Below are 13,014 nucleotides of genomic sequence, written 5' to 3'. Positions count from 1 at the left end.
GCGACCGAGCGAATCAAGATCATCCATAAGACACAGCACCCGGCCGCGATCCGACGGACCGTCAGGCGAGAAGGACCATGACCGAGCGAAGCGAGGTCATACAGGAGACACAGCACCCGCCGCGACCCGACGAATCGTCAGGCGAGAAGGACCATGACCGAGCGAAGCGAGGTCATGCAGGAGACACAGCACCCGGTCACGGGCCGGTGAGCCGTCAGGCGAGAAGGACCGTGACCCATCGACTCCAGGGGGACCCATGCCCGTCAGCCAGTCAGCCGTACACCTGATCAACCATCTCGGCCGCGACTACCTGCGCCAGGCACTCGAGCACGACGTCCACACGGGGCTGACGTCGACGCCCAAGTGGCTGCCGCCCAAATGGTTCTACGACGCGACGGGCAGCGAGCTGTTCTCCCAGATAACCCGGCTGCCGGAGTACTATCCCACGCGTCGCGAACTGGCCATCCTGCGCGAGCAGGCAGGCGACATCGCGGCGCGGAGCCGCGCCGACACCCTGGTCGAGCTCGGCTCGGGGACCAGTGAGAAGACCGTCCTGCTGCTCGACGCCCTCACCGCGGCCGGGACGCTGCACACCTACACGCCGGTGGACGTCGACGCGATCACCCTCGCCGACGCCGCGCGACGGCTCGCCTCCCACTACGCCGGCCTGACCGTGCACGCGGTCTGCGCCGACTTCGAAAACCACCTGACGCTGCTGCCGCGAACGGGGCGCCGGATGGTGGCCTTCCTCGGCGGCACCATCGGCAACCTCGATCCGGCGGCACGCGAGAGGTTCCTGAAGGAGCTGCGCGCCACGCTCCGCCCCGGCGACACCTTCCTGCTCGGCGCCGACCTGATCAAGGACACCGACCGGTTGATCGCGGCGTACGACGACGCGGCCGGGGTGACCGCCGCCTTCAACCGGAACGTCCTGTACGTGATCAACCGAGAGCTGGACGCCGACTTCGAGCCGGACGCCTTCGAGCACGTCGCGCTGTACGACACGGAGCACAACTGGGTAGAGATGCGGCTCCGCGCCACACGGGCCATGCACGTGCGGGTCGGCGATCTCGGTCTGCACGTCTCCTTCGAAGCAGGGGAGGAGGTCCGTACGGAGATCAGCGCCAAGTTCCGCCCCGACGACCTGAGGCGGGAGCTCGTCTCGGCCGGATTCGAGGTGAACCACTGCTACATCGATTCGACCGGTGACTTCAGCCTCTTCCTGGCCAGTGCGTGATCGCTGACGACTGGCGGGCGGCGCGGTCCTCCGCGCCGCCCGGCCACCTCGACGCCGCCGGATGCAACGTCCCCAGCGACCGGGTGCTCGACGCCGTCGTCGAGCACCTCCGGCTTGAGCGCGAGGTCGGCGGTTACCAGGCGATGCCGGACTTCCGCGCCCCCAAATCAGCGCTGGCCGCCCTGGTCGGCGCCGACGCCGGCGACGTCGCCCTCCTGGAGAGCGGGACGGCGGCGATGGCGGCGCTGCTGGGCGGATGGCGGCTTCCGCCGGGCAGCCGGATCGGCGTTCCCCGCGCCGAGTACGGGAGCACACTCATGCTGCTGCACCGTCTGGCTCAGCTCCGCGGCTGGAAACTTCTCGAACTGCCCGCCGACGACGACTCCCGCCTTGACCTGGACGGGCTCACGTCCCTGCTGTCAGACGGGCTGGACCTGGTCACCCTCCCGCACATCTCCTCCCACCACGGCATCGTGCAGCCCGCCGCCGCGGCCGGGCGGCTGTGCCGCGCCGCCGGGGTGCCGCTGGTCCTCGACGTCTGCCAGTCCTTCGGCCACGTGGACGTCGGCGGCATCGGTGCGACCGCCTATGTCGGGACCTCTCGCAAGTGGCTCGCCGGGCCCCGCGGGGTCGGCTTCCTGATCGTGCCCGGCCTCGCCGAGTACGGCGAGGACATGGACGCGGCGGCTCCCGCGCTCGGCGGGCACGTCTGGGTGCACGGGGACCCCTCACCGCTGGCCGGCGCGGCTCGCTACGAGACCTCCGAGGGGCCGATCGCCGGGCGGGTCGGATTCGGCGTCGCCGTACTGGAACACCATGCCCTCGGCCCCGCCGCGATCCACGCGCGCCTGGCGGAGCTCGGCGTCGCGGCGCGTCGCCTCCTCGACGGGGCCGGCGGCTGGCGGGCGGTCGAACCCCTCGACGAACCGTCCGCCATCGTCACCCTCAGGCCGCCGCCGGGCGTGGAGCCCGCGACGGCCGTCGAGAACGCCAGGTCACGGGCGGCGAAAGCGTCCCTGCTGATCGGCGCCGTACCTGTCGGCAGAGCCCCCGCGGACCTGCCCACACCCGTGTTGCGAATCTCCCCCTCTCCGGGAGCGCGCCAGGAGGACCTGTACGCCCTGGCCCGCGTTCTCGATCTCTGAACCGACCGTTCGGAGAATCGTCGGTGACTCTCTTCCCCAGAGCAGATCCGCTCCCCCGAGCGGATCTGCCTGGGACCGGAGGGCCTTCCGGCGCGGAAGGAGCCCTCAGCGAGGCGACTCCGGCGACCAGGGCGCACATCGTGTCATGGTGTTTCTCCTGTGAAACGAGGTACTGCTGCTTTCCGACGCCACTGACACTAGAAAGGTTCGCCAAGCCCTTCTGCGCAGGAATGCACACATACCGCCCAGCGCGCACTATTACGGGTTACGGACCACGCCAACCCCCCGCCCACGCCGCCAGAGGCCTCGCCGTGAGCGTCGAGGCCACCCCCCACGGCGCCCCGCATCCCACTTGACCAGGACATCCACCGCTCTCGGCTCTAACACTGTCAAGGAATCGGCGGTATCGTTCTGGGCATTCCGGTTGTTGTCCTTTTCGGCAACCAGCCGTCCGACCTGCCGGTGGCCACCTCGCTGCCACCCACCCGGGTGCCCTTCAGCCTGGTGCCACCGCCCGTCACGCCGGTGACGTTGCTGCGCTCGACGGCTCTTTCGACGGCACCTCCGCCGTCCAGGCGCTCATCGTGCGCTCGCTTGGACCGTCGTGGGAGTAGTGACTGTGCCTGATTGTCGAACATCGCGCCTCCAAGGCTCATCTCACGTCCGCACCCGCAGCCCTCGGCTCCCCCTGACACCCCCCTCTGTGCAGGACGACGATGACCCCCAGGAGCAACCCCTGCCCGCCGAGTCGGCTGCGGACGGTCCGCCGTCCCGGACGCTGTCGCCCACCGTCCGCTGGTGGATCCGGCTCCTCCTGCCCGTCGCGGTCATCTCCGTAGGGATCTGGACGCTCCGCGACAGCCTGCCGGCGCCCGCGCAGATCGGCCAGGCCATGGGCGAAGCCCATCCCGGGGGTCTCATCGTGGCCCTGGCCACCTCGGTGCTGTCGGTCACCATGTTCGCCCGGCAGCAGCGAGCGCTGCTGCACGCCTACGGCGTCGCCATGGGACCGTTCTATGCCCTGGCCCTAGCCTACGCGCGCACCGCCATAGCCGCCGCCCTTCCCGCCGGATCCGCCGTCTCGGCCGCCTACGCCTTCCAGCGTTTCCGCGCCCACGGCGCGAGCCGTACCACCGCCGCCTCGGTCACCATTCTGTCCGGCACCGTCTCGGCCCTCGGCCTGCTGCTGCTCTACCTGGCCGGTACGGCCCTGGCCCTCGTCATCGATCCCGGCCTGCTCGTCGACGCCCAGGGAACGTTGATCACAGGCGGAGTCCTCGTCCTGGTGGCGGCGGTCGTGCTGGCGGCCGGACGCCTGCGCCGGCGGAGACCCACATCACCGCGGTGGTCCCGCGTGTCCGCCGCCCTCGCGCCGGTCGGCGCCACCTTCCGCACCGTCGCCGCCCTTCCTCGCCGTGACGCGGCGGCCGCGCTCGGGTTCGCCGTGATCGCCTGGATGGCCGACCTGGCCTGCCTGTACACCGCCACCGTCGCGTTCGACCTGGATGTCCACCCGGTACGGCTGGCCGCCCTCTACCTCGCCACCCAGTTGCTGCGGCAGATCCCGCTCACCCCCGGCGGCATCGGCATCATCGAGACCAGTCTCATCACCGGCCTGGTCGCCACCGGAGCGGCGCCCGCGCCGGTCGCGGCGGCCGTACTGGTCTACCGGCTGCTCACCTGCTGGCTCACCCTGCCCGTCGGCGCCGCAGCCTGGGCCCTGCTCCGCCGCACGGAGCTTTCTCCCCGGCAGACCCCGGAACCCCAGCAGGTGTCGTAACCCGGCCGCGCCAATCGCTCACGGCGAGCACGCGGTGGCCGCGTCAGCCGAACCACCGGCGGATGCCGTAGCCCGGCCCCATCAACCCCCCACGGCGAACACGCGGTGGCCGCGTCGATCGAACCATCGGCGGGTGCCACAGCCCGGCCCCGCCGACACCCACGGCGAGCGCCGGTGGTCGCGTCGGCCGGAGTCAGTCGAACGTGAGCTGCTCGGTGCGCCTGGGCATGAGCAGCATGGCGCCCACACCCAGCACGGCCACCAGGAGGAGCGCGAGGAAGATGTTGTGGGTGGCGTCGTAGAGCGCCGTGCGGATGAAGGACGCCGCGGCCGGATTCCCGCCCGCGTCCTGGCCGCCGAGCACCAGGCTCGTCGCGTCGACGCTGTCGGGCAGTGAGGCGGCCACCGAGGCCGGCGGGTGGGCGAAGTGGCCGGCCAACGTGGCGTTGGAGATGGCTCCGAAGACCGCCGCTCCGACCGCGCTGCCGATGGAGCGGCAGAACATGTTGGTCGCCGTGACGACGCCGCGACGTTCCCATCCGACGACGGACTGGATGGCGACCATCGTCGGGCTCGACGCGAGTCCCAGCCCGGCGCCCACGACGAAGCACGCTCCCGCTACCGCCCATATCGGGGCACGCTGGGTGAGCAGGACGCACAGGATGGCGCCGACCACGATCAGGCCGCTGCCGATGAGCGCCGTGTCACGGAAGCCGATGCGCATGTAGAGGCGTCCCGACAGGGTCGCGGCGATGGGCCAGCCGATGGTGAGCGCGGCCAGGGCGAAACCGGCCACCAGCGCACCGGTGCCGAGAACGCCCTCCGCGTAGGTCGGCACGTACGAGCTGAGACCGATCATGAGCGCGCCGACGCTCAGCCCGACGAGGTTTCCGCCCGTGAGCGTCCGTTGACGGAACACCCACAGCGGCAGGATGGGCTCGGCCGCTCTGCGCTCCACAAGGACGAACGCGACGGCCAGGACAACACCCGCCGTGAGGATGAGCAGGCTCGGAACGGATCCCCAGCTCCATGCCACCCCGCCTTCGAGCAGGCCGAGAATGATCAGGGAGGAGCTGCCCGTGAGCAGCGTCGCCCCGACATAGTCGATCTTGTGAGAGCTCCGCGTCACCTGCTCTTTGAACCGCCGGGCGAGCACCAGCGCGGCGATGCCGCCGAGCGGCAGGTTGATGAAGAAGATCCACCGCCACGAGGCGTACTCCGAGAAAAGGCCGCCGAGAGTGGGTCCGATCACGGAGGCGGCGCCCCAGACGCTCGCGACGTATCCCTGCACGCGCGCGCGTTCTTCGACGGAGTAGAGATCGCCGACCATCGTGATGCTCATGGGCTGCACGGCCCCGGCACCGATGCCCTGCAACGCGCGGAAGATGATGAGCGCCGGCATGCTCCAGGCGAACCCGCACAGCACGGAGCCCAGAAGGAACACGGCGATACCGAAGAACATCACCGGCTTGCGCCCGAAGATGTCGGCGAACTTGCCGTAGAGGGGGACCGTCACCGCCTGGGTGAGCAGGTAGATCGAGAATAGCCAGGGGAACTGGGAGAAACCCCCCAGGTCGCTGACGACCGATGGCACCGCCGTCGCGATGATCGTGCTGTCGATCGCCACCAGGCCGGTACAGAGCATGATGGCGGCAAGCACCGGCCCACGCTTCGACCTGAAACCGACGCCCTCCGAGGTCACTGTCGTCACGTGGGGAAGTTCTCCTTGCGGGCTGAGCGTGGACATCAACGCCGGACTCAACCCCGCCGGCAACGTGGCCGTCCAGCGTGTAAGCAACCACCCGCTCGCCCTTGGCATTCCTCCTGAAAGGGATTCACAGGAACCTCTGAGATTCGCAGGTCGTGGAGAGCGGAGGCCGGGAGCGAGTCGATCTCCAAGCGCTCTACCTGCGAAGACTTCCGGATGACGACGGACCGGCCCCTCGTCGTGGACGAGCCGGCCGTCGTCGTGGGCGGGTCAGTCCGCGAGCAGCGTGTCGAGCTTGGTGAACGAGCTCTCCCAGCCCTCGCGAGCCATGTCCGCCACCTGCTCGGTGTAGAGGCCCTGCCGCAGTACCAGCCGGGTCTTGCCGCCCTCGTCGTGGAACTCGATCCTCATGTACATGCTGCCGCCCTCCTGCTCACCGGGGATGCCCTCCCACTTCTCGGTGCCCACGAGCAGCTCGTTCTCGATGACCTCCGTGAACGTCGCGTCGACGGGCGACGTCATGTTCGGGTCGTCGTCGCTGACCATCGTGAGCCGCTGGTGACCACCGGCTCGGGCGTCGATCTCGACGGTGTCGCGAGGCACCGAGAAGCCGACCGGGCCGAACCACTGCACGATCTGGTCGGGGTCGGTGAAAGCCCGGTAGACCAGCTCCCGCGGAGCGTCGAAGGTCCGGGTGATGATCAGTTCCTTGTTGGCCGTCGCGTCCGTCATGTGGCTTTCCTTCTCTCGAGTGTGCCGTTGTCCTGCTGCTCTGACCGCTCTTGCGTGCTCTCGCCTCGCCGTGCCGGTTGGTCCTGTTGGATTCGCCGCAGATGGGCGTCAAGCCGGTCGAGGTTGACGTCCCAGAACCGCCGGTAGGGCTCCATCCAGGCCGTGACCTCCCTGAGGGGCGCGGCCTCCAGGCTGCTCGATCGCCACTGGGCCGAACGGCTCCGGGAGATCAGCCCGGCATTCTCGAGCACCTTCAGGTGCCGCGAGATCGCCGGAAGGCTGATGGAGAACGGCTCAGCCAGCTCCGAGACGGTGGCGTCCCCCTCTGCCAGCCGGGCCAGGATCGCCCGGCGGGTCGGATCCGCCAGTGCCGCGAAGATCATGCTGAGCCGATCGACTGCCATTGCATTTAACCTTGCTGTTAATTAACCGATGTGTTAAATGTAAGGCCCCGCCGACGCACTGTCAAGGGATCCCGAAGGCATGGGCAGACCGCAGCCGAACAGAGAACAGCCGGGCGTCCAGACGCGGAACCGTCCCGGATACGCCAGGTGTCACACGTCAGATGGCCGGGAAATCGGCACTCTCCGCGGTCGGCGGAGACGGGCTGCTTCCCGAACGCATGAAGGTGGAAGGACGTGGAGGCGCGCGAGCTCGGGGTGGGAACGGGTCGGTGGCACACGGCGATCTCCGGCCATGACGGAGCAACTATGCTGCTCCGCAACCGTGCAGAGCAGCTCAAGAGAGCGCCGCATCCGACTGGCTGAGAGATCGCCGTGAAACTCACCGAAGAACTACTCGTGCTGCTGCGCCAGCCGAGCATCTGTTATATCGCCACCTCGATGGCCGACGGTTCGCCGCAGGTGACCCAGACCTGGGTCGACACCGACGGCGAAAACGTGATCGTCAACAGCGTGCAGAGCCACGTGAAGACCAGGAACATCGAGCGGGACCCCCGCGTGGCCGTCGCCATCTCCCACCCGGACGACCCCTCGCGCTACTTCCAGGTGCGCGGCCGGGTGATCGAGGTCACCACCATCGGCGCGGCCGACCACATCGAGAAGCTCTCCCAGAAATACCTCGGCAAGCCGTACCCCTGGTACGGAGGTCGCGACCAGGTGCGCGTGATCTTCGTCATCAAGCCCGAGAGCGTCGGCGGCATGGGGTAACACTCCAGCGATCAGGGCTTCCTGTCGCGGCGGGAGAGGCATCGCCGACGCCTCTCCCGCCGTCGGCCGCGGCTATCCGGCCTGCCGAACCCGCTCCAGATAGTGGACCAGGTCGCGCATCCGGTCCACGGGCCACGGCAGGCGCCCGCCGATCTCCTCGCTGTTCTCCTTCCACGCCCTCTGCGCCGCCGCCCTGGTCCGCTCGCCGTCTTCCCCCTCGTGGTGGAACCCGCTCGCCAGTGCGTCCCAGCGGCCGACCAGGGCCCGCACCTGCGGATCGTCGACGGGAGTGCCGTCCTGTACGTGCCGCAGGAGCTCCTCGACGAGCCCCGCCCATTCGGTCTTGGCCGCCTCAATGGCCTCCGGGCCGAGTGCGGCCCTGCGCTGGGCCAGTTGCTCCCGCTGCTCCGTCGTGAATGAGGTCTCGAACACAGAGATCATCTCCAAGGTCGCCATGAACTGGTCCGGATCGGGCATCGACGCGCCGTCGATCTGTTCCAGCAGCCCGTGAAGCCGGTGCGTGAGCTGCTGGATCCGTACGGCGTGCGCCTCCAGCCCACGTAGCTGGGCCGTCAGCAGATCGCGCATCGCCACCAGGTCGCTCGCGGAGTCCGCGAGCACGCCCGCGATCTCCTCCAGCGACAGCCCGAGCGCCCGCAGAGCCCGCACCCGATACAGCCGCCGCACATCGTGCTCGGTGTAGCGGCGGTGCCCCGAGGCGGTGCGTTCGTCCGCGCTCAGCAGGCCGATCTCGTCGTAGTGGCGCAGCGCGCGCACGGTCATCCCGCTCGCCCGCGCCATCTCGCCGATGCTCCACCGACGCCCGGCGTCGTCTTTCCCGATCACGTCCACAACGCTAGGACCTCCCGTCGCGGCAGGTTCAAGCCCTCAGACTCATCTTCTCTCCGTCGGGATCGGCGCCGGAGGAGAAGGGTCAGACCAGGACGGCGCCGCCGTCGACGGTGATCGTGGAGCCCGTGCTGTGCCTGTTCCGCATCAGGTACACGTAGGTTTCCGCGACGTCGCCGGGCTCGCCGACCCGGCGGCCGACCAGGAGGGTGTCCGCCAGCGCGCCGTACATGGCCTCGCGGTCGGTTTCCGGCAGACCGCCCCACATCTCCGTCCGGATGATCCCCGGCACCACCGCGTTCACCCGGATCGGTGCGAGCTCGACGGACAGCGCCCGCGTCAGTCCCTCGATCGCGGAGAGGACGCTGGAGACGGCCGTCGTTCCACGTAGTGGCCGGGTGGAGGCGGTGCCGCTGGTCAGCACGACCGAACCACCGAGCCGGATGTGCGGGGCGCCGTACTTGACCGCGGTGAGGGCGCCGAAGTAACGGATATCGAAGAACCGCCGGACGTCCTCGATGTCCGTCTCCGCCAGCGTGCCGTTCATCAGCGGCTCGCCCGCCGTGTAGACGAGGTGGTCAAAGGCGCCGAGCCGGTCGAAGAAGGACCGGACCCCGTCCCCGTCGGTGATGTCCACGACGTGTCCCTCGGTGCCTGCCGGCAGGGTGGATACCGCTCGATCCACGCCGCCACGGCTCCGCGAGGCGACCACCACCGACGCCCCCTCGGCGGCGACCGCCTTGGCCGTGGCGAACCCCAGACCCGATGTACCGCCGATTATCACGACGCGCTTGCCGTTCATGCTGGTTCCTCACTCTGCCGGTGATCGATTCTCATGCCGCGTTCCGTCTCGCGTCGCAGGTCGTACGGCCGCCCGGGACCTGCCGTCCTGCGGGGGAAAGGCCGGCAGGACGGGGCCGGGATGCCGCACGACGGACGGGGCGATGCCGCCCCACGCCACGCCGCCGACGGCGGTCGAGACGTTCGTCATGGCAAGCTATGCCATGGGTACCAGTTACCCGCAACGGAATCTACTTCCCTTGGGGAACCAAAGCGGCCTTGCCGCGCATCGGTCGGCGGCCGGGTCCTCGACGTCGTCGAGGATCCGGCCGCCGAGACCCTCCCGATCGTGTTCCGCCCGTGCCACCGGTTCGACCCCGAGAAAGGCGTGGTCCGGCCCTGGCCGTACGGCATCGCCACGATCCGGTGGACGTGAGCGGCTACGGCGTGCCGGCTCGACGCCCAGGAGTTCTAAGCTGTCCGGTCATGCGCTTCCTCCCGCCCGGCGCGGGTTCCCGGCGATCTCTCCGACGCCTGGCCGCCTTCACCCGGCGGACCCTCCCGGTGGCCTTGTGCCTCGCCGTCCTGCCATCCGGAGTCGCGCAGGCCGCTCCGTCCAAGGGCTCGCTGCTGAAGACCGGCAGGCTGGCGGCCACCTCGTGCCCGGAACCGCCGATCATCGATCTGGGCATCCCCAGGACGCGTGAATACCTGACGGCAGCCATGAAATGCCTGAACAAATCATGGTCCGCCCATCTCGCTCGCGCCGGGCTGAGATTCCGCAAGCCCACGGTCGCCTTCTACGAAGAACCCGTGGAGCGCGTCTGCGGAATACCCTGGCCGGTCTACGCGGCGGCCTTCTACTGCACCGAGCGGGCCACGCTGGTGTTCCCGCTCACCGGCGACTGGATCGAGAACCGGACCGATCTGTATCCCCTCAAGACCGCCGCCCACGAGTACGGCCACCACCTGCAGAGCCTCACCGGCATCAGAGCCCGCTACGAGGCCCGCGTCCGCTCCGACCACGCCCACCAGGCCGAACTCGGCCGCCGCTACGAACTCCAGGCGGACTGCCTGTCAGGCGTGTTCCTGGGCAGCGTGCGACGCTCCTCCTCACGCACCGAGCAGGACTGGAAGTCGCTGTCCGACACGCTCCGCGCCACCGGCGACGACCGCGACCACCGCGCCCACGGCACCGGCGCCAACCGGGTCCGCTGGTTCGATCGCGGCTACCGCGCGGTCTCTCCCGCCGCCTGCGACACCTGGACCGCCACCCCGTCCCAGGTGTCCTGATCCCGCGGGCCGCGGGCGGTGAAGCACTCGTCGGAAGATCCGAACAGGGCGCGGAGGAGCCGGGACGCCGGCCACTCCACCCTCGAAGCCGGTGAACTCCTGAGGGCGCGAGTCATCCGGCGACCGACAGGCTCCTGGGTCCGCGAGTCATTCGGAGATGCAGGGGACACCGAGCTGGGTGAGCATCTCCAGCTGGTCGTAGTAGACGCGTTGACTGGCGATCATCCCGTCCTCCACGGTGCGGATGTCGCAACCGCGGACGGCGACGCGCCGGCCGGTCGCCTCGACGGCTCCTCCGGTGGGCAGCAGGAACGGCCCGGTATGAGTGCCGGTGGCCGTCCACTCGATCACCACGAGATCTTCGCATGAGGTCCAGCTGTGGGGCGTTATTTTAATGTCCGGGAATCCCTCGAAGTAGAGCGCGAAGTAGGACGCGATCTCCTCACGCCCCTCGGCGATGCCGCCAGGACAGACGTAGATCGCACGCGGGCCGAAAAAATTCGCCGCCGTTTCGAAATCATGCGCGTTGAACGCGGTTACCAAATCGTCCGTGACTTCCTGGTCGTTGGACACCATGGACTCCCTGAATCGGTCCTGCACTGGCATGCCTCCCTTGGCATCACCAGCCCCAGCGGCGGTCACCATTCCGCCTTGAACAAGCTCGGCGCCGGTCAGATCCGCCATGCGGGCGTCTGCCCCTCGTCGACGACGTGAAGTGCACCGGAAGAGGCCTCACCGGTGGGCAGACGCCCGATCGCGTCCATCAACGGCAGCCGAAGCACGAACCGGGCGCCTCGCGGCGAGTCCTCGACCCGCAGGGTTCCGTTGTGGGCGTGGGCGATGTCGCGGGAGATGGCCAGGCCGAGCCCGCTGCCTCCGGGTTCGCGGCGCCGTCCTTCGTCCAGGCGGACGAAGCGTTCGAAGACGCGTTCGCGGTCCTGTGGCGCGATGCCGGCACCGTCGTCGGTCACCGTGACGACGGCCTGGCCGGCCGCGCGATTGGCGGTGGCCTCGATTCTGGTGTCGGCGTGCCGCCGGGCGTTGGCCAGGAGGTTGTCGAAGACCCGGATCAGCTGGATCCGGTTGCCCTGAACGGTCACATCCCGGTCGACGTGGACGTGAACCGGCACGCCGCCCATCTGGGACGCCGCTTCCTCCGCGACCAGCGCGCCGAGGTCGATCGGCTCGTGCGCCACCGCGTCACCCGCGCGGAGGCGGGCCAGCACCAGCAGGTCATCGACGATCGTCTCCAGGCGACGGGTGATCGACAACGCCTCCTGAATGGTTTCGTGAGGGTCGACGTCGTCGGGATAGAGCACCGCCTCCTCCAGCCGGGTGTGCAGGCCGGTGAGCGGAGTCCTGAGTTCGTGAGAGGTGGTGGAGGCGAACCTGCGTTGCTGCTTCACCGCCTCTTCCAGCCGGGCCAGGGTCTGGTTGGCGGTGCGAGCGAGCAGCGCGTACTCGGTGCGACCGGACGGCTCGGGCACACGCAGGCTCAGGTCGCTCACCGTGATCTCTTCCATGGTCGCGCGGATCGCCGCCACGGGACGCAGGGAACGGCCCCCCACCCACCAGTTCCCCCCCGCCACGAGGCCGGTGGTCAGCAGGATTCCGGCGGCGGTGAGAAACTCCAGGTGGTGCGTGGCCAAGATCGGCGGCTGAACCATTCCCGCGTAGACGAAATGGGGCTCACCATGCCAGAGCTCCCGCGTCTCCAGCGGAGAGAGCCGGACGGCGGAGAGCATGACGCACCCGCCCTGCGGGGAGCACTGGGTGTCGTCTTGGATCCGATCGTCGACCGGGGGCCTCAGCGTGCTCAGGGCCGGCCTGCCCGCCGCCGCGGCGCTGGCCGACACCACCCGGCCGTGGGAGTCGATGAGCTGGAGGAGGTTGATGCGAGTCTTCGGGATCGGCCGCGGCGGCGTGCTGCCGGGCTGGAAGGACCCGAGCCAGTTGGTGGCGACTCGCTGCGACTCCTGGAAAACCTGGGCTTGGGCTCTGTCCAGGACAAGGAAGTCCAGGCTGGCACCGATCACGGCAAGGAAGATCAAACACAGTCCGGTGACTGCCAGTGTGGTGCGCGCCTGAAGTGAGTCTGGAAGAAATGATCGCCGTTTGCCCCCCAAGATGGCCCTCCCTTCTTACAAAAGTCCAGGTCAGGTCACTTTTGACGGTAATCGCCAGGTAAGTGGCCATGCAATGAGAGGCCCACATCTGAACCAAAAGAGTGCCTGTGCATTGCCAGCGCCAGACCAAAGCCCCCACGTGGACATCACGATCCGGGCGACCACGCACAGGAAATCGAAGACGCTCCGGCGTCG

12 protein-coding genes are annotated in these 13,014 nt (G+C 68.9%); 5 read left to right on the top strand and 7 right to left on the bottom strand.

Annotated elements, in window-relative coordinates; genetic code table 11:
• Window positions 1–256: 256 nt before the first annotated feature.
• From egtD to DKM19_RS48490, 3 genes are all read left to right on the top strand, one after another.
• Window positions 257–1,237 (top strand): L-histidine N(alpha)-methyltransferase, encoded by a 981-nt coding sequence (gene egtD, locus DKM19_RS48500; protein WP_110705291.1) that lies wholly within the window; start codon window positions 257–259, stop codon window positions 1,235–1,237.
• Complete coding sequence (gene egtE, locus DKM19_RS48495; RefSeq protein ID WP_110705290.1) at window positions 1,234–2,382, top strand: ergothioneine biosynthesis PLP-dependent enzyme EgtE; 1,149 nt, start codon at window positions 1,234–1,236, stop codon at window positions 2,380–2,382. The genes egtD and egtE overlap by 4 nt, the downstream gene beginning before the upstream one ends.
• A gap of 703 nt (window positions 2,383–3,085) precedes the next feature.
• Window positions 3,086–4,162, top strand: a complete 1,077-nt coding sequence (locus DKM19_RS48490) for a lysylphosphatidylglycerol synthase transmembrane domain-containing protein (RefSeq protein ID WP_162642363.1) — start codon at window positions 3,086–3,088, stop codon at window positions 4,160–4,162.
• A 193-nt stretch (window positions 4,163–4,355) separates the two neighbouring features.
• Here DKM19_RS48490 and DKM19_RS48485 read toward each other — a convergent pair whose 3' ends face one another.
• The 3 genes from DKM19_RS48485 to DKM19_RS48475 form a co-directional block, all read right to left on the bottom strand.
• Window positions 4,356–5,873 (bottom strand): MDR family MFS transporter, encoded by a 1,518-nt coding sequence (locus DKM19_RS48485; protein ID WP_239513999.1) that lies wholly within the window; start codon window positions 5,871–5,873, stop codon window positions 4,356–4,358.
• A 267-nt stretch (window positions 5,874–6,140) separates the two neighbouring features.
• Window positions 6,141–6,602, bottom strand: coding sequence for an SRPBCC domain-containing protein (locus DKM19_RS48480; RefSeq protein WP_110705287.1), 462 nt, complete (start codon window positions 6,600–6,602; stop codon window positions 6,141–6,143).
• On the bottom strand, window positions 6,599–7,006 hold the full coding sequence (locus tag DKM19_RS48475) for a helix-turn-helix transcriptional regulator (protein ID WP_110705286.1): 408 nt from the start codon (window positions 7,004–7,006) through the stop codon (window positions 6,599–6,601). The genes DKM19_RS48480 and DKM19_RS48475 overlap by 4 nt, the downstream gene beginning before the upstream one ends.
• Before the next feature lie 372 nt (window positions 7,007–7,378).
• Between DKM19_RS48475 and DKM19_RS48470 the strand changes: the two genes are divergently transcribed.
• Window positions 7,379–7,771: a TIGR03618 family F420-dependent PPOX class oxidoreductase gene (locus DKM19_RS48470; RefSeq protein WP_110705285.1), complete on the top strand. Its 393-nt coding sequence runs from the start codon at window positions 7,379–7,381 to the stop codon at window positions 7,769–7,771.
• 72 nt (window positions 7,772–7,843) lie between these two features.
• Here the strand turns inward: DKM19_RS48470 and DKM19_RS48465 are convergent, their stop codons facing one another.
• Window positions 7,844–8,617 carry a MerR family transcriptional regulator gene (locus tag DKM19_RS48465; protein WP_110706518.1) on the bottom strand — a complete coding sequence of 258 codons (774 nt, stop codon included), beginning with the start codon at window positions 8,615–8,617 and terminating at the stop codon, window positions 7,844–7,846.
• A gap of 88 nt (window positions 8,618–8,705) precedes the next feature.
• Complete coding sequence (locus tag DKM19_RS48460; RefSeq protein ID WP_110705284.1) at window positions 8,706–9,422, bottom strand: SDR family oxidoreductase; 717 nt, start codon at window positions 9,420–9,422, stop codon at window positions 8,706–8,708.
• 464 nt (window positions 9,423–9,886) lie between these two features.
• On the opposite strand from DKM19_RS48460, the gene DKM19_RS48455 reads away from it, so the two are divergent.
• Complete coding sequence (locus tag DKM19_RS48455; RefSeq protein WP_110705283.1) at window positions 9,887–10,693, top strand: neutral zinc metallopeptidase; 807 nt, start codon at window positions 9,887–9,889, stop codon at window positions 10,691–10,693.
• 147 nt (window positions 10,694–10,840) lie between these two features.
• Here DKM19_RS48455 and DKM19_RS48450 read toward each other — a convergent pair whose 3' ends face one another.
• On the bottom strand, window positions 10,841–11,377 hold the full coding sequence (locus tag DKM19_RS48450) for an ester cyclase (protein ID WP_110705282.1): 537 nt from the start codon (window positions 11,375–11,377) through the stop codon (window positions 10,841–10,843).
• Window positions 11,365–12,744, bottom strand: coding sequence for a cell wall metabolism sensor histidine kinase WalK (locus tag DKM19_RS48445; protein ID WP_162642361.1), 1,380 nt, complete (start codon window positions 12,742–12,744; stop codon window positions 11,365–11,367). Before DKM19_RS48445 ends, DKM19_RS48450 begins: the two co-directional genes overlap by 13 nt.
• Between the last annotated feature and the right edge of the window lie 270 nt (window positions 12,745–13,014).

Source organism: Streptosporangium sp. 'caverna', assembly GCF_003203775.1.
Classification (GTDB): domain Bacteria; phylum Actinomycetota; class Actinomycetes; order Streptosporangiales; family Streptosporangiaceae; genus Streptosporangium; species Streptosporangium subroseum.
Note: the sequence above shows the minus strand (reverse complement) of the source record. Positions and strands in the feature narration are given on the sequence as shown.